Origin of the sequence: Hyphomicrobium sp., assembly GCF_020852195.1 — a bacterium.
Lineage (GTDB): Bacteria > Pseudomonadota > Alphaproteobacteria > Rhizobiales > Hyphomicrobiaceae > Hyphomicrobium_C.
Genome location: NZ_JADZBI010000052.1, coordinates 1 through 17,516 on the forward strand (window position 1 = coordinate 1; position 17,516 = coordinate 17,516).

Annotated in this window: 16 protein-coding genes and 2 tRNA genes; 14 read left to right on the forward strand and 4 right to left on the reverse strand. The window is 64.0% G+C overall.

Translation table 11 applies throughout. The features are described from left to right. The coding region (gene lon / locus IT540_RS04085) for an endopeptidase La (RefSeq protein WP_291173669.1) at positions 1 to 1,499 on the forward strand (1,499 nt) is incomplete at its 5' end. 250 nt (positions 1,500 to 1,749) lie between these two features. Next, positions 1,750 to 2,133, forward strand: coding sequence for an HU family DNA-binding protein (locus IT540_RS04090; RefSeq protein WP_291173708.1), 384 nt, complete (start codon positions 1,750 to 1,752; stop codon positions 2,131 to 2,133). A 99-nt stretch (positions 2,134 to 2,232) separates the two neighbouring features. Here the strand turns inward: IT540_RS04090 and IT540_RS04095 are convergent, their stop codons facing one another. Then, the gene (locus IT540_RS04095) at positions 2,233 to 3,384 is read right to left on the reverse strand and encodes a helix-turn-helix transcriptional regulator (protein WP_291173671.1); all 1,152 of its coding nucleotides are present in this window, start codon (positions 3,382 to 3,384) and stop codon (positions 2,233 to 2,235) included. A gap of 275 nt (positions 3,385 to 3,659) precedes the next feature. Between IT540_RS04095 and IT540_RS04100 the strand changes: the two genes are divergently transcribed. The 3 genes from IT540_RS04100 (at position 3,660) to IT540_RS04110 (ending at position 5,924) form a co-directional block, all read left to right on the forward strand. Continuing rightward, complete coding sequence (locus tag IT540_RS04100; RefSeq protein WP_291173673.1) at positions 3,660 to 5,171, forward strand: hypothetical protein; 1,512 nt, start codon at positions 3,660 to 3,662, stop codon at positions 5,169 to 5,171. Then, positions 5,165 to 5,809: a hypothetical protein gene (locus IT540_RS04105; protein ID WP_291173675.1), complete on the forward strand. Its 645-nt coding sequence runs from the start codon at positions 5,165 to 5,167 to the stop codon at positions 5,807 to 5,809. The genes IT540_RS04100 and IT540_RS04105 overlap by 7 nt, the downstream gene beginning before the upstream one ends. Before the next feature lie 40 nt (positions 5,810 to 5,849). Then, positions 5,850 to 5,924 (forward strand) — tRNA-Val (locus tag IT540_RS04110). Positions 5,925 to 5,985: 61 nt separating this feature from the next. Here the strand turns inward: IT540_RS04110 and IT540_RS04115 are convergent. Together IT540_RS04115 and IT540_RS04120 are read right to left on the reverse strand one after the other, a co-directional pair. Beyond that, positions 5,986 to 6,855: a hypothetical protein gene (locus IT540_RS04115; protein WP_291173677.1), complete on the reverse strand. Its 870-nt coding sequence runs from the start codon at positions 6,853 to 6,855 to the stop codon at positions 5,986 to 5,988. Positions 6,856 to 6,901: 46 nt separating this feature from the next. Continuing rightward, positions 6,902 to 8,371 carry an MBOAT family O-acyltransferase gene (locus IT540_RS04120; RefSeq protein ID WP_291173678.1) on the reverse strand — a complete coding sequence of 490 codons (1,470 nt, stop codon included), beginning with the start codon at positions 8,369 to 8,371 and terminating at the stop codon, positions 6,902 to 6,904. 450 nt (positions 8,372 to 8,821) lie between these two features. Between IT540_RS04120 and IT540_RS04125 the strand changes: the two genes are divergently transcribed. After that, a tRNA-Asp gene (locus tag IT540_RS04125) sits at positions 8,822 to 8,898 on the forward strand. 151 nt (positions 8,899 to 9,049) lie between these two features. Here IT540_RS04125 and IT540_RS04130 read toward each other — a convergent pair. Next, positions 9,050 to 11,803 carry a cation-transporting P-type ATPase gene (locus tag IT540_RS04130; RefSeq protein WP_291173682.1) on the reverse strand — a complete coding sequence of 918 codons (2,754 nt, stop codon included), beginning with the start codon at positions 11,801 to 11,803 and terminating at the stop codon, positions 9,050 to 9,052. A 366-nt stretch (positions 11,804 to 12,169) separates the two neighbouring features. On the opposite strand from IT540_RS04130, the gene IT540_RS04135 reads away from it, so the two are divergent. The 8 genes from IT540_RS04135 (at position 12,170) to IT540_RS04170 (ending at position 17,423) form a co-directional block, all read left to right on the forward strand. Beyond that, the gene (locus IT540_RS04135; RefSeq protein WP_291173685.1) at positions 12,170 to 12,535 is read left to right on the forward strand and encodes an NADH-quinone oxidoreductase subunit A; all 366 of its coding nucleotides are present in this window, start codon (positions 12,170 to 12,172) and stop codon (positions 12,533 to 12,535) included. Beyond that, positions 12,526 to 13,107: an NADH-quinone oxidoreductase subunit B family protein gene (locus tag IT540_RS04140; RefSeq protein ID WP_291173688.1), complete on the forward strand. Its 582-nt coding sequence runs from the start codon at positions 12,526 to 12,528 to the stop codon at positions 13,105 to 13,107. Before IT540_RS04135 ends, IT540_RS04140 begins: the two co-directional genes overlap by 10 nt. 85 nt (positions 13,108 to 13,192) lie before the next feature. After that, on the forward strand, positions 13,193 to 13,786 hold the full coding sequence (locus IT540_RS04145) for an NADH-quinone oxidoreductase subunit C (protein WP_291173691.1): 594 nt from the start codon (positions 13,193 to 13,195) through the stop codon (positions 13,784 to 13,786). 8 nt (positions 13,787 to 13,794) lie between these two features. Further along, a complete protein-coding gene (locus IT540_RS04150) occupies positions 13,795 to 13,995 on the forward strand; it encodes a hypothetical protein (protein WP_291173694.1) in 201 nt (66 codons plus the stop codon). Further along, a complete protein-coding gene (locus IT540_RS04155) occupies positions 13,992 to 14,447 on the forward strand; it encodes a thioesterase family protein (protein WP_291173696.1) in 456 nt (151 codons plus the stop codon). Before IT540_RS04150 ends, IT540_RS04155 begins: the two co-directional genes overlap by 4 nt. 7 nt (positions 14,448 to 14,454) lie before the next feature. Continuing rightward, positions 14,455 to 14,886: a GFA family protein gene (locus IT540_RS04160; RefSeq protein ID WP_291173699.1), complete on the forward strand. Its 432-nt coding sequence runs from the start codon at positions 14,455 to 14,457 to the stop codon at positions 14,884 to 14,886. 4 nt (positions 14,887 to 14,890) lie between these two features. Then, positions 14,891 to 16,081: an NADH-quinone oxidoreductase subunit D gene (locus IT540_RS04165; protein WP_291173702.1), complete on the forward strand. Its 1,191-nt coding sequence runs from the start codon at positions 14,891 to 14,893 to the stop codon at positions 16,079 to 16,081. Positions 16,082 to 16,184: 103 nt separating this feature from the next. Continuing rightward, complete coding sequence (locus tag IT540_RS04170) at positions 16,185 to 17,423, forward strand: ParA family protein (RefSeq protein ID WP_291173705.1); 1,239 nt, start codon at positions 16,185 to 16,187, stop codon at positions 17,421 to 17,423. Positions 17,424 to 17,516: the final 93 nt, after the last annotated feature.

Sequence of the window (17,516 nt, forward strand, 5' to 3'; positions counted from 1 at the left end):
GCATCAAGGGCAAGGTCAAGAAGGACCTGGAAGAGGCGCAGCAGGTGCTCGATGCCGAGCACTACGGCCTCGAGAAGGTCAAGGAGCGCATCCTCGAGTATCTCGCCGTGCAGGCGCGTACCAACAAGCTCAAGGGGCCGATTCTGTGCCTCGTCGGTCCGCCCGGCGTGGGCAAGACCTCGCTCGGCAAGTCGATCGCCAACGCTACGGGCCGCGAGTTCGTGCGCATGAGCCTCGGCGGCGTGCGCGACGAGGCGGAGATCCGTGGCCATCGGCGCACCTACATCGGCTCCATGCCGGGCAAGGTGATCCAGTCGATGAAGAAGGCGAAGCGGACCAATCCGCTGTTCCTACTCGACGAGATCGACAAGATGGGCCAGGACTTCCGCGGCGATCCCGCGGCGGCCCTGCTCGAGGTCTTGGATCCGGAGCAGAACGCCACCTTCAATGACCACTATCTCGAGGTCGACTACGATCTCTCGAACGTAATGTTCGTCACCACGGCGAATACGCTCAACATTCCGCCGGCCCTCATGGACCGCATGGAGATCATCCGGCTCGCGGGCTACACGGAGGACGAGAAGGTCCAGATCGCCAAGCGTCACTTGATCCCCGAGCAGCAGCAGGCACACGGGCTCGAGAACGGCGAGTGGGTGGTCGAGGACGGCGCGCTCTTGGAGATCATTCGCCGCTACACGCGGGAAGCCGGCGTGCGCTCGCTCGAGCGCGAGGTGGCCAAGCTCGCGCGCAAGGCGGTGAAGGAGATCCTCACGTCGCAGAACAAGACCGTCAAGGTCACTGCCGCGAACGTCTCGGACTATCTCGGCGTGCCGAAGTACCGCTTCGGCGAGGCCGAGCTGGAGGACCAGGTCGGCATCGTGACGGGCCTGGCCTGGACCGAGGTCGGCGGCGAGCTGCTCACGATCGAAGGCGTCATGATGCCCGGCAAGGGCAAGATGACGGTCACGGGCAACCTGCGCGACGTGATGAAGGAGAGCATCCAGGCGGCGAACGCCTACGTTCGCTCGCGCTCGGTCGAGTTCGGTATTCATCCGAGCCTGTTCGAGAAGAAGGACATCCACGTGCACGTGCCGGAAGGCGCGACGCCGAAGGACGGGCCGTCGGCGGGCGTCGCCATGGCGACGGCGATCATCTCGGTCTTGACCGGCATCCCCGTGCGCAAGGACGTGGCGATGACGGGCGAGATCACGCTGCGCGGGCGCGTGCTGCCGATCGGCGGGCTCAAGGAGAAGCTGCTCGCGGCGCTGCGCGGCGGCATCAAGACGGTGCTGATCCCCGAGGACAACGTCAAGGACTTGGCGGAAATCCCCGACGAGGTGAAGGCCAAGCTCGAACTGGTGCCCGTCGCGCGCATGGAGGATGTCGTGAAGACGGCGCTCGTCTCCGTGCCCGACGCGATCCAGTGGGACGAGCAGGGCGACGCGACGGCTGTTCCTTCCGACGACGGTGCGACAGGCTCGCGCGTGACTGCACATTGAGCAGCGTTTTGCTCATGCGCTGACGCGTGTCGGTTGCGCGTGTCTGTTTCCTCGGCACTTTTTTTACGGGCGCGGGCTTCGGGGAGTTTCCTCCGGAGCCCGCGTCCGTTTCTTGGTTAAGACGTTCTATCCGTTATGCTCATAAGACGGACACACCAGGGCTCGGATCGCCCGATTTTTAAGGCTTATAGGGGCGTTTTGCCCCTTGACGAGGCCCGTTTTTAGGGGCTTTTGTCGCCAACACTTACCGATGAAGCGGTCTGCGATCGTGCGGATTGACACCCATCGGCACGCGCCAGCGGCGCGATCTCCAGGCAGCCTGGACACCCCCAAAATTGTTCCAGTCACGAGGACGGAAAAAATGAGCAAGAAAGATTTGATCGACGCCGTTGCCAAGGAATGTGAGCTGACCAAGGAGAAGGCCGGGGTCGCCGTCGATGCCGCGCTGGCCCACATCCGCAACTCGCTCAAGGCCGGCGAGGAGGTGCGCATTCCCGATTTTGGCACCTTCAAGGTCGCCAAGCGCAAGGCGCGCGAAGGCCGCAACCCGGCGACCGGCGCGACGATCAAGATCCCTGCCTCGCGCGTGCCGAAGTTCAGCCCCTCGAAGGGCCTCAAGGATGCTCTGAACTGAGATCAGGCACGGTTTCGGTTTTTTGCAACGCGCCGCGTCACCCGCGGCGCGTTTTCGTTTCTGGCGGCCGCGGTGAGGTCGGTGTTTTGCAAGCGTGGCTCAGGATGCGGCCGTGGGCGCCATCGCGCTCATGGCGAGGCGGACGAGGTCGGCCTGGCGGTTGGTGCCGGTCTTGTCGAAAAGGCGCGCGATGTGGGTCTTGGCGGTCGGGAGCGAAATGCCGAGCGTGTCGGCTGCCTCGGCGAGCGTCATGCCCTGCACGAGCAGGACCATGACGCGGCACTCCGCCGGCGTAATGCCGAAGCGGCGTACGAACAGCTCGGCCGGAAACGGCGACGCATTTCCGAGCTCGCGGATGAAAACCGCGCAACGCGAGGCAAAGCCGGCGCCGAGCTCGCGGCGCAGGCCACCGTCGAGCGGGAGCACCCAGGCTGCGAGATCGCGGCTGGTCTCGCCCTTCAGCGGGACGACGATGCCGGAGCGCGGGATGTCGATGGTGGTGCCGCTGGCTGCGTCCGTGATGGCGCGGTTGAGATCGTCCGCGCACGCGGCGTCTGCCGCCGATATCTGATCGCCCCTGCGGCGGAGCGCCGAGCCGTCATCGAGCCACCGTTGCGCCGCCTGATTGGCGAAGGCGATGCGCCCGACCTCATCGGTTAGAATGACGCCGGCGTTCATGAGATCGAGCGTGGCGGTCAGCATGTTCCGCTCGAGCGCCCGGGCATCCAGGAGATCGGCGATCATCACCGCGCGGCGGATATGGGGTGCGAGCAAGCGCAGCACGGCGAGCTCTTCGGGCGTGAATGCCGGCTGGTCGCGCAAGCGCTGGATGGAGAGCGAGCCGAACTGCCGCACGGACTTGGCAAGGAGGCAAAGCGCGGAATCCCCGATGTTGAAGGGCGCCACCACGTGGCGATAGAAGTAGCAATTCTTGAACTCGTGCTCGCCGAGGCAGCCGATGGTCGAGAACGGCTCGTCGATGTCCGTGTACCATACGGAGGGTACAAGAGGGTTGATGTGAAAATTGGCCTTCATCACCTCCTCAAGGGCCGGATCGACGTTCCAGGACGCCTTGAGCGAGACCTCTTGGGTTACGGTGTCGTGCAGGGCGATCGCCGTCTGCACGCCGTTCATCAGCAGGGCCAGTCGCTCGCACGTGGCAGGCCATAGCGCCGGGTCGATCGCGCAATCGTAAAGATCGCCGACGAGATCGAGAAGGGGAGCTGTAGATCTGAAATCGGTACTGGCCACCGCTCCCCCACCGAGGCAAATGAACTGGGAAGTGCAATATTCACTGTGTAATCAATCACACCACTGATGGCGTCATTCATTCGGATGATGCGCCATGGTTAGCAATGTCTCTCGATCGGGCGATGTAATTTAATCACAGAAGCCGTGCTTCTTCGCTGGCAAATTCATTAATCATTCGAACGGTTGACGCGCATTCGTTTGCACTCGGATTGAGTCGAGCAGCTCCCGGTCATGTCGAGACCCGGGACTTGGCGAGTTTGTGTGAGGCCAGTTCGATGAAGCAGAGTTGCGTTGTAGACTTCAAAGCGGTTTCGACGTCTTCAAATCCGGGTTTGCGTCGGCGGTACCTTGCACCGGGGCTTGCGGTCCTGCTGGGGTTGGCTGCGGCGGCCGGCGTGCCGGAGAATGCGCGCGCAGTTGAATGCGCGGATGCGAATGGCGGCCTCGCCGGCGCCGGCAACGATGGCGGCAGCTCATTGAACACGACGTGCGGCTCCGGGGCCAACGCCAGCGGCGCCAGCAGTCAGAACTCGGCTTTCGGCTCCTTTTCGGACGCACAGGGTAACGATAGTGGCAACACCGCGCTCGGCGACGGGGCGGATGCATTCGGGGACTCTTCTTCGAATACGGCGGCCGGCCAGACCGCAAACGCCAGCGGCACCAACAGCGCCAACACCGCCGTAGGCGGCGACATCGATGGCGGCGGCTTCGGCCCCAACGCGAGCGGGAGCGGGAGCGTGAACACGGCCATTGGCGGCGACGCCGACGCGCGCGGCAACAATAGCAGCAACGTTGCGGCTGGCCGAGAGGCCGACGCCAGCGGCAATAACAGCGGCAACTTCGCAGGCGGCAATAGCGCCGATGCCAGCGGAACGGACTCCGACGGTGACGGGTCCGGATCGTTCAACACCGCGGTCGGAAATTTCAGCGATGCGAGCGGCGACGACGCCATCAACACGGCGACGGGCGCATCGAGCGATGCGAGCGGAATTCGCGGCAACAACACATCGGTCGGCTCGTTCGCAAACTCATCGGGCGCCGATAGCAGAAACGCCGCCGTGGGCAGCCAAGCGAACGCCAGTGGCGCGGGCAGCATCAACACGGCGACCGGCACCTTGAGCAACGCCAGCGGCGGCAACAGCCGCAATACCTCGGCGGGCGCGTTCGCGAACTCTTCCGGCAACAACAGCCGCAACGTCGCGCTTGGTGATGGGGCGACTGCGAATGGAGACGGTGGCGGAAGAACGGCGGTCGGCGGAGGTGCATTCGCGACCCATGCCAACTCAGCGGCGTTCGGCCACCAGGCGGTGACATCGCGCGCCAATCAGCAGGTGTTCGGCACCAGTACGAATACGTACACGATGCGGGGTGTGAACACCGACGACAGCCGGAGCACGCAGTCTGGGCAGCTCAGTGTTGTCACCACGGATGCCGCCGGCAATCTCGCCGGGCGCACGGCGGCCGATCTCGGGATCGCGTCGGCGGCCGACGTGGCCGCCCTACAGTCGGACATCAACGGGCTCAGAGACCGCGACAACGAGCTGGCGGAGGGCATCGCCATCGCCGTGGCGCTGGCGCAGCCGTTCTTCCATGCCGGGCAGACGTTCGCGGTGAACGTCGGCTGGGGCGGCTACGACGGTGAGAACGCTTTCGGCGTTACGGCAGCGGGGATCATCGACAAGGGCGCGTTCGGCCCGGGCAGCACCACCACGCTCTACGGCGGCATCGGCGCCGGCACCGGCGAAGGACAGATCGCCGGCCGCGCGGGTCTTTCATTCGGGTGGTAGGCCGGTTCCTGAAGACGGCGAAGGCAGTCGCCGTCTGTGCGGCAGCGGCAGGGTGTGCGGCCCTGCTGCTCGTGTTTGCGCAGCCAGCAAAGGCCCAGGCTCCGCCTGCGGCGACCGCCGCCGCTCCGGCGATGCCCGATGGCGCGGCCATCGTCATCCTCGTGCGCTCGACTCTGCTGACGCTCAACGACGCCGTGCGCTCGGGGAACTTCACGGTGCTGCGCGACGTGGCGGCGCCGGGATTCCGCGACGCGAACACGGCGGCGCGGCTGTCGCAGATCTTCGCATCCCTGATGCGCGACAGGATCGATCTCGCGCCCGTCGCGATCGCTTCCCCCCAACTCGCCGAAGCGCCGGCCATCGACCCCAAAACCGGCATGCTGACCATCAAGGGCGCGTTTGTGCTCGTCGCGCGGCGTCTCGACTTCACTGTCGTCTACCAGAACGTGCGTGGGAGCTGGCTGCTGTTCGGCCTCTCGACGCAGCCCGCGCCTGCTGCGGGCGCCGCTGCGCCTCCACCCAAGAAAGAAGCCGCGCCTGCCAAGCCCGCGCCGCCGGCCAAGAAGCAGGCACAGGCCAGGGAGACGGCGCCGCCGGTTGAGAGCGAGCAACGCCTGCCGTGGCAAGACGGCGGATAGCCTTGCTGCGTCGGGATTCGGCGGGTAAGAGGTGCCTGGCGGGCGGTTAGCTCAGTGGTAGAGCGCCTCGTTTACACCGAGGATGTCGGGAGTTCGACCCTCTCACCGCCCACCATGCCATTCCGCGCAAAGCGCAATTGCCTGGGCTTGGGATGTTGCCGGCGGCAACGGGGCGATCACCCACCTTCTCGTTGGGGCCTCATGATGAGGTCGAAGTACCTCGTGGAGATGGTGCGTCTCAGTTCCGGGGAGACATGGTCGAGGGAGTCGCCGATCTCGTTCCTGGTGAGGCAGATGGGCGTGTCCGATACGAGATCGAGGCCCGTGCTGCGAATTATCGCGTTCACCTGCGAGTAGTACCCGCCCTTGTCCGAGCAAAGCGGCTCGGCTACCGGCCCATGCGCATAGAGGCAGCGGAGTCCGTGTTCCGCGCAATACCGTGCCAGGCGCACAAGCGAGTCCGTCTTGCCCGGATTGATCGATGCCGCCGAGAAAGGAACAAGCTGAGGAAATTTTGCGCGCGTATTTTCCGGCGCGCCTTGAGGGATGTAGTCCCACTCCCGCATCTTCTCCTTGATCGGATGCGTGCCCCTTCTCAGCCTCCGCCAGGCGCTCAGCGGTATTTCCTTCGACAGCAACCAGGAAACGAGCGTGAACGGCGGCACATCCTTGAGCGAGCTCAGGCTCGAAGCGCTGAAAAGCAAGCTTTCGTAGCTGTCGGGACGCATCATCATGTCGGGCGTCTGCATGATGACAACCGTCTGCACGCCGCGGGTGTCGACTGCGCGGCGCAACATTTCGAGGCTGCCCTCGTAACCGTAGACGCCGGTCAGGGCCGCGTTGATCACCACGGAGCCCGTCGCGTCCTGCCATTGTCGAGCGTCTATGGCGTTGCCAAGCGAGCTGTCGCCGACAAAGAGCACGCCGATCGGCGACGCGCCTTCAAGCTTGTCGACCTGATAGGAGAACAAGCTGGCGAAGTGCCACGATAAGAAGTTTGTCCGAATGGCCGCGAGCGAGATCGCCGCATTGGCCACAAGCAGCACAAGAACGACCGCGCCGAACCAGACCAGATATCTGCGCGCGGCTGTTTCAGAACCGGAAGTAGATGAATTCGGTGACATCCTTGAGGCTCAAGATGCTGGCGGCGAACAGCAGGGCGAACACGATCGAGAATAGCAGAGTAGGCGTCCACAGCAGCCGTGGGAATTCGGGGAGGAATCCGCGCACGAAGAACGGCGATGGGTAGCCGGGCGTCTTGAGGCCCGGACGGTATTTGCGCAGGAACTGCTGCGAGTTCGGGAAAAGGAATGCGACGACCATGGCGAGCGGGAGCGCCGTCTCCACGGCATCGTGCAACTTCACCGTGCCGGCTATTCCGTTGAGACCAAGCATGCCGCTCCATATGGCGAGCGTCTGATCCAGGCTTTCGGCCCGGAACGGGACCCAGGCACAGACGACGAAGACAAACGTTATGGCCCAGCCCAGCCAATTCGGAACGCTAACGCTCGGCAACCGGCGACGCCAGATGTGATTGAGCACGAGAAGCTGGCCGTGCAGCGCACCCCAGATGATGAAGTTCCATCCCGCACCATGCCACGCGCCGCCGATGAGCATGGTTGCCAGGACATTCAGGTGCGAGCGGAGCGGGCCGACGCGCCCGCCGCCGAGTGGAATGTAGACGTAGTCCCGCAGGAAGCGCGACAGCGTGATATGCCACCGCCGCCAGAAATCGATGATGGAGGTCGCCTTGTACGGCGAGGCGAAGTTGTAAGGCAGGCGGATGTGGAACAGCCGTGCCAACCCGAGCGCCATGTCGGAATAGGCCGAGAAGTCGAAGTAGATCTGAAACGTGTAACAAACGGCTGCCGCCCACGCCGCCGCTAGGTCGGGGGGAGCAGTGGCGGCGTTGTCGAAGACAGGCGATGCGACGAGCGCGAGCTTGTCGGCCAGGAATATCTTCTTGGCGAGCCCGATCGTGAACAGCGTTGCGCCCACCGCATAGGCTTCGATGTGCCGGCTCTTGCGAGCGTAAAATTGCGGCATCATCTCGGCGTGATGCAGGATGGGCCCTGCAATGAGATGCGGGAAGAAGGTAACAAAGACCGTGTAGTCGAGCAGGTCGTGCGTTACGTCCTTGTTGCGATAGGCATCGACGAGATAGGCGATCTGCAAGAACGTGAAGAAGGAAATTCCGGTCGGAAGCTCGATGTTGACCGGAGCCATTTGAGCACCCGCCCAGATGGCTTGATCGATGAGGAAGCTCCAATACTTGAAGTAGATGAGCGCGCCGAGATTGAGGGCCAGTCCAAGAAGGACGAGCCAGAACTTCACGTTGGGGCTCGCGGACCGGCGGATGCAGAGCGCCAGAAGAAAGTTGATTGCGATAGAGGTGAGCAGGATGAGCGTGTAGCTGCCGCTGGAGTACGTGTAGAAGCACACCGACGCGGCCGCGAGAACCAACAACTCGCCGCGTATGCCGAACGTCCGCAGAGCAACGTTCGTTGCAATCAGCGTGACGGGAAGAAAAACAATGATGAACTCGAGAGAGTTGAAGAGCATGCCTGGTGTCTGACGTGTCTAGCAGCCATCAGGCCATGAAAGCGGACGGGACGCCGCCTCGAATAATTCCTGCAACGCGATCCCGCAATGCTAGGCAGATCCCTAGGCCCCCACAAGGTCCGTCATGCGGCTCTCTTCAGCGTTGGGCCGGTATCCGTCCGACCGTGGGTTCTCACGCTCCTGGCGTGGGAGAACCACGTTTGCATCGACCCTCGCCGCCCGTCATTTTTCGCCTCACGCGCCGATCTCTGCTCGCTGCGTGATCGGGGGAACCCCTATGCGGCAGGGGGTGCTGCGGCGGTCTTCGGCCGCTTAGGCCCTGCGGGCCGAAAAAGGAGGCGTAGTGGTTGGATTGGAGGGGCAGGGCGGCTTGACTTGGGGGCTGCGAACACGTATTTCGACGCTTCGCTTTTGCGTTCTCGGCCGCCTGCGGCGCCGAAACGCGGAATTGCGGGAGTAGCTCAGTTGGTTAGAGCGCCGCCCTGTCACGGCGGAGGCCGCGGGTTCAAGTCCCGTCTCTCGCGCCATTTTTTCTACTGACACAAGAGAGAAGCTTCGTCCAAGGGCGGTTCGTGCTCTGTGGATGGCCGCTCGCTCGCGGCGGGCCGCCTAGCGGCCTGGGCGCGTTGGCGCGTTCCAAGCTCAGTCCGGCTTTACCCGGCGGCTTGAATCCGGGGGTTATTCCGCCACGTGCGCTGGGGTGGCGGGGGCGAGGCCGTCGAAGATCGGGTAGCGGCGCAAGAACGCCTTCTCAACCTCCAGGATCAGCATCAGCACGACGCCGGCGGCGACGATGATCACGCCGTCGAGGAGGCCGATGGGCTCGGTCTGGAAGATCTCCTGCATGATCGGCAGGTAGGTGAAGGAGAACTGGGCGAGGACGACGACGGCGAGGGCGGCCAGCACCGCGGGCGTGCCGAGCGCGCCGCGCAGCGTGAACGACGTCATGTGCAGGTAGCGCACGTTGAAGAGATAGAAGATCTCGAACACGACGATGACATTGACCACCATGGTGCGCGCGGTCTCGATGCTGAGGCCGCGCCCGAGCGCGTAAAAGAAGATCGCCAGTGCGCCAATCGTGAATAGAGCCGACACGAAGAAGATGCGCCAGACGAGGAATGGCGACAGCAGCGGCGCGTCGGCCCGCCGCGGCGGGCGCTGCATGACGTTCGGCTCCTGCGGCTCGAAGGCCAGAACCAGGCCGAGGGTGACGGTCAGGATCAGGTTGATCCACAAGATGTGCGCGGCCGACATTGGCATGGTGAAGCCGAACAGGATGGCGGTGATGACCGCCAGGGCCTCGCCGCCGTTGGTCGGGATGGTCCAGGCGATCACCTTGCGGATGTTGTCGTAGACCGTGCGTCCCTCGCGCACCGCCGCCACGATGGAGGCGAAGTTGTCGTCGAGGAGCACCATCTCGGAGGCTTCCTTGGCGGCTTCAGTGCCCTTGCGTCCCATGGCGATGCCGACGTCGGCCTGCTTCAAGGCCGGGGCGTCGTTTACGCCGTCGCCGGTCATGGCGACGATGGCGCCGGTGGACTGCAGGGCGCGCACGATCCGGAGCTTGTGCTCAGGGTTGGTGCGCGCGAACACCTCGGCGTCGACGGCGAGCGTGGTCAGCTCCTCGTCGCTGGCCTTGTCGAGGTCGGCGCCGGTAACGACGTCCGGCCGCTCCGGCAGCCCGAGCTGGCGGGCGATGGCCGCGGCCGTTGCCCCGTGATCGCCGGTGATCATCTTCACGGAGATGCCGGCCGAGCGGCATTCAGCGATGGCCTCGATGACCTCCGCGCGCGGCGGGTCGATGAAGCCGACAATGCCGAGGAAGACGAGCCCGTGCTCGACGTCCGCGAAGTCGAGGCTCTCGTGGCTTTTGTCCGTCGTCTTGACGGCGAAGCCCAGCACGCGCTCGCCCTCCGCGGCGGCGGCGGCGATCCGCCGGGTCCAGTAGTCGTGGTCCAGCGCCTTGTTGGCGCCGAACGTGGTCGCTTCGGCCGTGCATCTGGCGAGAACCGCCTCGGGCGCGCCCTTGATGAAGATCGTGCAGGTCTCCGCCCCCGGATGGCAGGTCGCCATGAAGCGGTACTGGGCGTCGAACGGGATCTCGTCGGCGCGCTGCCCCTCGGTGCGCACGTGCTCGGGGTTGAGGCCGGCCTTCATGGCCAGCGTGACGAGCGCGCCCTCCATGGGGTCGCCCTCGACGCGCCACTGGCCGTCGGCGTGGCGGACGTGGGCGTCGTTGCAGAGCAGGCCGCAGCGGATCAGCGGCGCGGCGGCCTCCAGCGCCACGATGTCGTCGGCGGCGTCGAGCGAGGTGATCTCGCCCTCGGGCTCGTAGCCCGAGCCGCTGATCAGGAGCGCGTGCTCCGCCGTCACGATGCGGCGCGCGGTCATCTCGTTGCGCGTCAGCGTGCCGGTCTTGTCGGAGCAGATTACCGAGGTAGCGCCCAGCGTCTCCACGGCCGGCAGGCGGCGGATGACCGCGTTGCGAGCCGCCATGCGTTGCACGCCGATGGCGAGCGTAATGGTGATGACCGCGGGCAGGCCCTCCGGCACGACGCCGACCGCGAGGGCGACCACGGCGATCAGCGCCTCGGGCCAGGCATAGCCGCGCGCGAGCGTGGCGAACGCGAACAGAAGGGCAGCCGCGCCGATGGCGAACCATGTGAAGAGTTTGCCGAAGCGGTTGATCTGGCGTAGCAGCGGCGTGGTCAGCAGCGTGACGTCCTGGATCATGGCGCTGATGCGACCGATCTCGGTGGCGCTGCCGGTTGCGACCACGATGCCGGTTCCCGATCCGGCGGCGACCAGCGTGCCCGAATAGGCCATGCCCACGCGGTCGCCGAGCGCCGCGTCGGCGGCGACGGTGTCCTCCCGCTTCTCGGCGGTCACCGACTCGCCGGTCAGCATGGCCTCGTCGATCAGCAGGCCATGCACGCGCGTCAGGCGCATGTCGGCCGGCACGCGGTCGCCGGCCTCGATCAGTACGAGATCGCCGGGTACGATCTCCGCCGCCGGGACGCTCACGCGCCGCCCGTCGCGCCAGGCGCTGGCATGCGGCGAGATCATCTTGCGGATGGCAGCCAGCGCCTGTTCGGCCTTGTCCTCCTGGATGAAGCCGACGATGGCGTTGATGGTGACCACGGCGATGATGACGCCGGAGTCGATCCGATGGCCGAGGATCCATGCGGCCACGGCCGCGGCGAGCAGGAAGTAGATCAGGGCATTGTTGAACTGGGCCAGGAAGCGGAGAACGGGGCTCCTCCGTGGCGGCTGGGGCAGCGCGTTGGGGCCGTGCGTCGCAAGGCGGGCCTTCGCCTCGTTGGTGGTGAGGCCGGTCGGTGAGGCTGCGAGCGTGCCATAGAGAGTGTCGGTGGATAGGGAATGCCAGGGATGCTGCTGGGCCGGCAGTGGTGCAGTCGGCGGCTCGCTCATCTCGGGTTCACTCTCCGTTCCTGCCGTAGGGCTCGTCCTGGCCGCGCAGCGTTCAAGGTGCGGTGCCGGGCGGTTTCGGCGCCCCGCATCTCGCCTTCTACGGATGATCGTCCGCGTGCCGGAATGCGCTGGATCAACCGGAGGGGTTCGACATGTCGCATGCCGTCCGTCAAGCGGGATGGGACCTCAGTATCAGTTGCGTGGCGGACGCTCGATGGGTTAACACGGAGACGGTGATTTTGCGATGCGGAAAGTCCCCTAAAGGGAAGCCGCCGCGGGCGCAAACACGGCGGCGAACCGATGGTGCATCGCGGCCGTTTGAGTCGGAGGCACGGTCCGGTGCGGGCCGTGGAAGGACAGGGCCTGATGACCGATCTCTTGACCGACTACCTGCCGCTCGCCGTGTTCATCGGCGTGGCGCTCGCCATCGGCGCGGCGCTCCTGATCGCGCCGTTCCTGGTGGCGTTCCGCAACCCCGATCCCGAGAAGGTCTCGGCCTACGAGTGCGGCTTCAACGCTTTCGACGATGCGCGCATGAAGTTCGACGTGCGCTTCTATCTTGTCGCCATCCTGTTCATTATCTTCGACCTCGAGATCGCCTTCCTGTTCCCGTGGGCGGTCGCCTTCGGCGACATCGGCACCCTCGGGTTCTGGTCGATGATGCTGTTCCTTGGCGTGCTCACGGTGGGCTTCATCTACGAGTGGAAGACGGGAGCGCTCGAATGGGATTGATCGTTCCGCCCGAGTTCGCCTTCGACAAGGCCAAGGAAGGCGCCGGCGGCGCGTCGGCCGGTACCCTGGTCAAGCCGGGCGATCCCTTCTTCAGCGACCTCTCGAATGAGCTCGGCGACAAGGGCTTCCTGGTCACCACGACCGACGACCTCATCAACTGGGCGCGCACCGGGTCGCTCATGTGGATGACGTTCGGGCTCGCCTGCTGCGCCGTCGAGATGATGCAGGCCTCCATGCCGCGCTACGACCTCGAGCGGTTCGGCTTCGCGCCGCGCGCGTCCCCGCGCCAGTCGGACGTCATGATCGTCGCCGGCACGCTGACCAACAAGATGGCGCCCGCCCTGCGCAAGGTCTACGACCAGATGCCGGAGCCGCGCTACGTGATCTCCATGGGAAGCTGCGCCAACGGCGGCGGCTACTACCATTACTCCTACGCCGTGGTGCGCGGCTGCGACCGCATCGTGCCGGTGGACGTCTACGTGCCGGGATGCCCGCCGACGGCCGAGGCGCTGGTCTACGGCGTGCTGCTGCTGCAGCGGAAGATCCGGCGGACGGGAACGATCGAGAGGTGAGGCATCAGGCGGCGGGCAAACAGGCAGCATATGCCGTCGTTTCTCTGCTGCTCGCTGCCGGTGACCTGTTGCCTGGGAACAAGACATGCTGACCGACCTTGAAACGCACGTCACGTCGGAGCTTGGCGAGGCCGTTCTCGATCACAGGATCACAGTCGGCGAGCTGACGCTGACGGTAGAGCCGGCCAAGATCGTCGACGTGCTGAGGTTCCTGCGCGACGACCGGGGTTGCCGCTTCGAGGTTCTGATCGACATCTGCGGCGTGGACTGGCCGGCGCGGGCGCAGCGCTTCGACGTCGTCTATCATCTGCTGTCGCCGCGCCTCAATCAGCGCATCCGCGTCAAGCTCCACGTCGACGAGGAAACGCCGGTGCCGAGCGCCGTCGACGTGTTTCCGGCGGCCAACTGGTACGAGCGCGAAGCCTTCGACATGTACGGCATCCTGTTCTCGGGGCATCCGGATCTCAGGCGCCTGCTCACCGACTACGGCTTTCAGGGCTATCCGTTGCGCAAGGACTTCCCGCTCACGGGCTACGTCGAGGTGCGCTACGACGACGAGGCCAAGCGCGTCGTCTATGAGCCGGTCAAGCTCGTGCAGGAGTTCCGCTCGTTCGACTTCGAGAGCCCTTGGGAGGGGCCGCATTACACGTTGCCCGGCGACGAGAAAGCCACGCAGTAGGGGGCGGAATGGGCGCGCTATCCATCTACCATTGGCTTGTGCTGATCGTTTACAGCGTGGCGATGGTGGTGCCGTTCTGGAAGATCTTCCCGCGTGCGGGATGGCCGAGCGCCCTCAGCCTGCTCATGCCGGTGGCGCCGATCAATTTCATCCTGCTATGGATACTGGCCTTCAAACGCTGGCCGGGAGACGCGCGAGGCGCGCCATGAAGGATACGCTCAAGGTGGGGGATCGCGCGCGGCTGGAGTTCAAGGTGCCGGCGGAGAAGACCGTGCCGTACCTCTATCCGGAGTCGGTGGACTTCAAGGCCATGCCGGACGTGTTCGCGACCGGCTTCATGGTCGGCCTCATGGAATGGTGCTGCCTCGAGGTGCTGAAGCCGCATCTCGATCCCGGCGAGGGGTCGCTCGGCGTCCACATCAACGTGTCGCACAGCGCGGCGACGGTGCCGGGACAGACGGTGACGGTGGAGGCCGAGTGCACGAGCGTCGCCGGGCGACGCGTGGGTTTCAAGGTAACGGCCCACGACGGCGTGGAGACGATCGGTGCCGGGAGCCACGAGCGCATGGTGGTGCCGTGGGAGCGGTTCATCGGCCGCGTGAACGAGAAGGCCGCGCGCGCGGGCGTGCCGCCGATCGAAAGCTGCAGCGCAGGAGCGTGATATGGGTATGGCAGGCAGCACCGTCAGCGGGCAATGCCTTTGCGGCGCGGTGAAGTTCACGGTGGACGTTCCCAAGCGTGATGTCGACGTCTGCCATTGCAGCATGTGCCGGCGCTGGTCGGCGGGGCCGTACATCGGCCTGCCGTACGACGGCGTGCTCGCGCTCGAGGGGGCCGACAACGTCGGCGTCTACAACTCCTCGGAGTGGGCAGAGCGGGGCTTCTGCAAAGTGTGCGGTAGCTCGCTCTACTATCATCTCCTGGGCAGCGACCACTATTCGCTGTCGGCCGGGGCGCTCGACGATCAGTCGGGGCTTCAACTGACGGCGCAGATCTTCATCGACGAGAAGCCTGCCTACTACGATTTCGCGAACGACACGCCCAAGCTCACGGGCGAGGAAGTGTTCGCGGCTCACGCCAGCTCACCAGAGACCGAGTGACCCCATGGCCGAGACCGAGATTCGCCCGTTCAACATCAACTTCGGCCCGCAGCATCCGGCGGCGCACGGCGTGCTGCGTCTCGTGCTCGAGCTCGACGGCGAGGTGGTGGAGCGCGTCGATCCGCATATCGGCCTCCTGCATCGTGGCACCGAGAAGCTGATCGAGGCCAAGACCTATCTGCAGGCGATCGGCTACTTCGACCGTCTCGACTACGTGGCGCCGATGAACCAGGAGCACGCGTTCTGCCTCGCGGCCGAACGTCTCCTCGGCATCGAGGCGCCGCGGCGCGCACAGCTCATCCGCGTGCTCTACTCGGAGATCGGCCGGCATCTCTCGCACCTGCTCAACGTTACCACGCAGGCCATGGACGTCGGCGCGCTGACGCCGCCGCTGTGGGGCTTCGAGGAGCGCGAGAAGCTGATGGTGTTCTACGAGCGCGCCTCGGGCAGCCGCATGCACGCCAAGTATTTCCGCATCGGCGGCGTGCACCAGGACCTGCCGGCACAGCTCATCGCCGACATCCACGCCTGGTGCGAGACGTTCCCCAAGGTGCTCGACGACATCGAGGGGCTGTTGACCGAGAACCGCATCTTCAAGCAGCGCAACGTTGACATCGGCGTCGTCAGCCTCGAGGACGCCTTCGCGTGGTGCTTCTCGGGCGTGATGGTGCGCGGCTCCGGCGCGGCGTGGGACCTGCGCAAGTCGCAGCCCTACGAGTGCTACTCCGAGCTCGAGTTCGACATTCCGATCGGCAAGAACGGGGACTGCTACGACCGCTACCTGATCCGCATGCTCGAGATGCGTGAGAGCGTGAAGATCATGAAGCAGGTGTGCGAGAAGCTGCAGAGCGCGGATGGCGCCGGGCCGGTGTCGGCGCGCAATCCGCGCGTGGTGCCGCCGAAGCGGGGCGAGATGAAGCGCTCGATGGAAGCGCTGATCAACCACTTCAAGCTCTACACCGAGGGCTTCCACGTGCCGGCCGGCGAGGTCTACGCGGCGGTCGAGGCACCCAAGGGCGAGTTCGGCGTGTATCTGGTGGCCGACGGCTCGAACAAGCCCTACCGCTGCAAGATCCGCGCGCCGGGCTTCCCGCACCTCGCGGCGATGGACTTCCTCAACCGCGGTCACATGCTGGCCGACGTCTCCGCCATCCTCGGCTCGCTCGACATCGTGTTCGGCGAGATCGACCGGTAGTGTTCGCCAGCGTATTGCAGTGCGAAGGTGCTTCCGAGTAACACCTCCTGTTCCTTCGATCGCTTAAACTCACGACAGAGATTTATGTCGTGTGAGTTTGCATATGGAAGAATTTGTTCATGCGGTATGGGAGTTCATCGTACATATCCATGGTGAATACGAACCGCTCATAAAATTTGTTTCCTATATTGTTAGTCCAATATTGGCTTACCTCGCCTTTCGGGCAAATCGCAAATCGCACAAAGAAATCGCCGAAAAATCTGAAGAACTTGGAAGGCTCTCGAACGAGGTCGACAATGCTCACGCGTCAATACGCGAGAAGCAGCATGAACTTCAACTCGCTGCAGCTGAAATCGATGTGCGTGGTCGGAAAGTGGAGGAGCTTGAAGACGACCTTCGAAAAATTACCGAAGGATCGCAAGCTCTCTGGAATCTACGTCCGGCTAGCTCGTTTGAGCAGCACAGGCATCAACTCTGGGATTCCAATGGCGCTAGAATCATCACCATCGGCAATTTGAAAGGGGGCGTTGGCAAGACCACCATCGCGGCCAATCTTGCAGCGTATATCAGCGAGACACGTCGTCAGAATGTTTTGCTTGTCGACTTGGACTACCAGGGCTCGCTTTCGAACATGTTGATGTTAGCGACCGAACGGGAGGAAGTTGCTTCTCAGGTCGATCGCTTGTTCCTACCCGACGCCAATTTTGTGACTTTGGATCAAGCCAGCGAGTCGCTCCTTCCAAAATTGCTGCGTGCTCGGTTGGTCACTGCGAACTATGGGTTTGCCCAGTTCGAAAATCAATTACTGCTCAAATGGTTGCTGCGAGATGATGGGGGTGTTGATGTACGCTTTCGGCTCGCAAATCTTTTGTTGCGACCCGAAGTTAGGCACAAGTATGCAGCTATCATACTGGATATGCCGCCGAGGATGACGCTTGCTGCCGTCAATGCCTTGGTGACAAGCCATTGGTTTGTCGTTCCGACCGTGTTGGATAAGCTTTCCGTCGAGGCCGTCGCTCAATTTCTCACTAGTATGAAGGCTCTGAAGAAAGACTTAGGCCTAGAACTCAATTTGGCCGGCATCGCAGGGTGTATGACAAGGACCGTTCAACTCGGGCCTGCAGAGCGAGCGGCGCTTGATCTCGCCCGAGAGAGCGGATGGATTTGGAATCCTGATGTCGATTACGTTCTGCCAACCATCCCCCGGAAAGCTTCTATCGGCAACGCAGCCGGTACGGACATTGCCTATCTCTGTAACGATGGGCAGGGTGCGCCGCTGAGGCCGATTTTTGACCCCCTATTTGAAGCTATATGCGAACGTGTGGGTCTGCATAGTGGATGACTAAGCGCAGCCTAATTCGTGGCGAACGAATCAACCTAAGTATGTTTAGTCGCAGTGGATCGTGGGCTCTGTAGAGCGTCGCCCCGCTCTGGC

What these genes read in the sequence shown, in the direction of transcription:
- IT540_RS04170 (WP_291173705.1), top strand. Translation starts at nt 16,185, where the DNA reads ATGGAAGAATTTGTTCATGCGGTATGGGAGTTCATCGTACATATCCAT.
- IT540_RS04150 (WP_291173694.1), top strand. Translation starts at nt 13,795, where the DNA reads ATGGGCGCGCTATCCATCTACCATTGGCTTGTGCTGATCGTTTACAGC.
- IT540_RS04165 (WP_291173702.1), top strand. Translation starts at nt 14,891, where the DNA reads ATGGCCGAGACCGAGATTCGCCCGTTCAACATCAACTTCGGCCCGCAG.
- IT540_RS04160 (WP_291173699.1), top strand. Translation starts at nt 14,455, where the DNA reads ATGGCAGGCAGCACCGTCAGCGGGCAATGCCTTTGCGGCGCGGTGAAG.
- IT540_RS04135 (WP_291173685.1), top strand. Translation starts at nt 12,170, where the DNA reads ATGACCGATCTCTTGACCGACTACCTGCCGCTCGCCGTGTTCATCGGC.
- IT540_RS04100 (WP_291173673.1), top strand. Translation starts at nt 3,660, where the DNA reads ATGAAGCAGAGTTGCGTTGTAGACTTCAAAGCGGTTTCGACGTCTTCA.
- IT540_RS04140 (WP_291173688.1), top strand. Translation starts at nt 12,526, where the DNA reads ATGGGATTGATCGTTCCGCCCGAGTTCGCCTTCGACAAGGCCAAGGAA.
- IT540_RS04130 (WP_291173682.1), bottom strand. Translation starts at nt 11,803, where the DNA reads ATGAGCGAGCCGCCGACTGCACCACTGCCGGCCCAGCAGCATCCCTGG.
- IT540_RS04155 (WP_291173696.1), top strand. Translation starts at nt 13,992, where the DNA reads ATGAAGGATACGCTCAAGGTGGGGGATCGCGCGCGGCTGGAGTTCAAG.
- IT540_RS04090 (WP_291173708.1), top strand. Translation starts at nt 1,750, where the DNA reads ATGAAGCGGTCTGCGATCGTGCGGATTGACACCCATCGGCACGCGCCA.
- IT540_RS04145 (WP_291173691.1), top strand. Translation starts at nt 13,193, where the DNA reads ATGCTGACCGACCTTGAAACGCACGTCACGTCGGAGCTTGGCGAGGCC.
- IT540_RS04120 (WP_291173678.1), bottom strand. Translation starts at nt 8,371, where the DNA reads ATGCTCTTCAACTCTCTCGAGTTCATCATTGTTTTTCTTCCCGTCACG.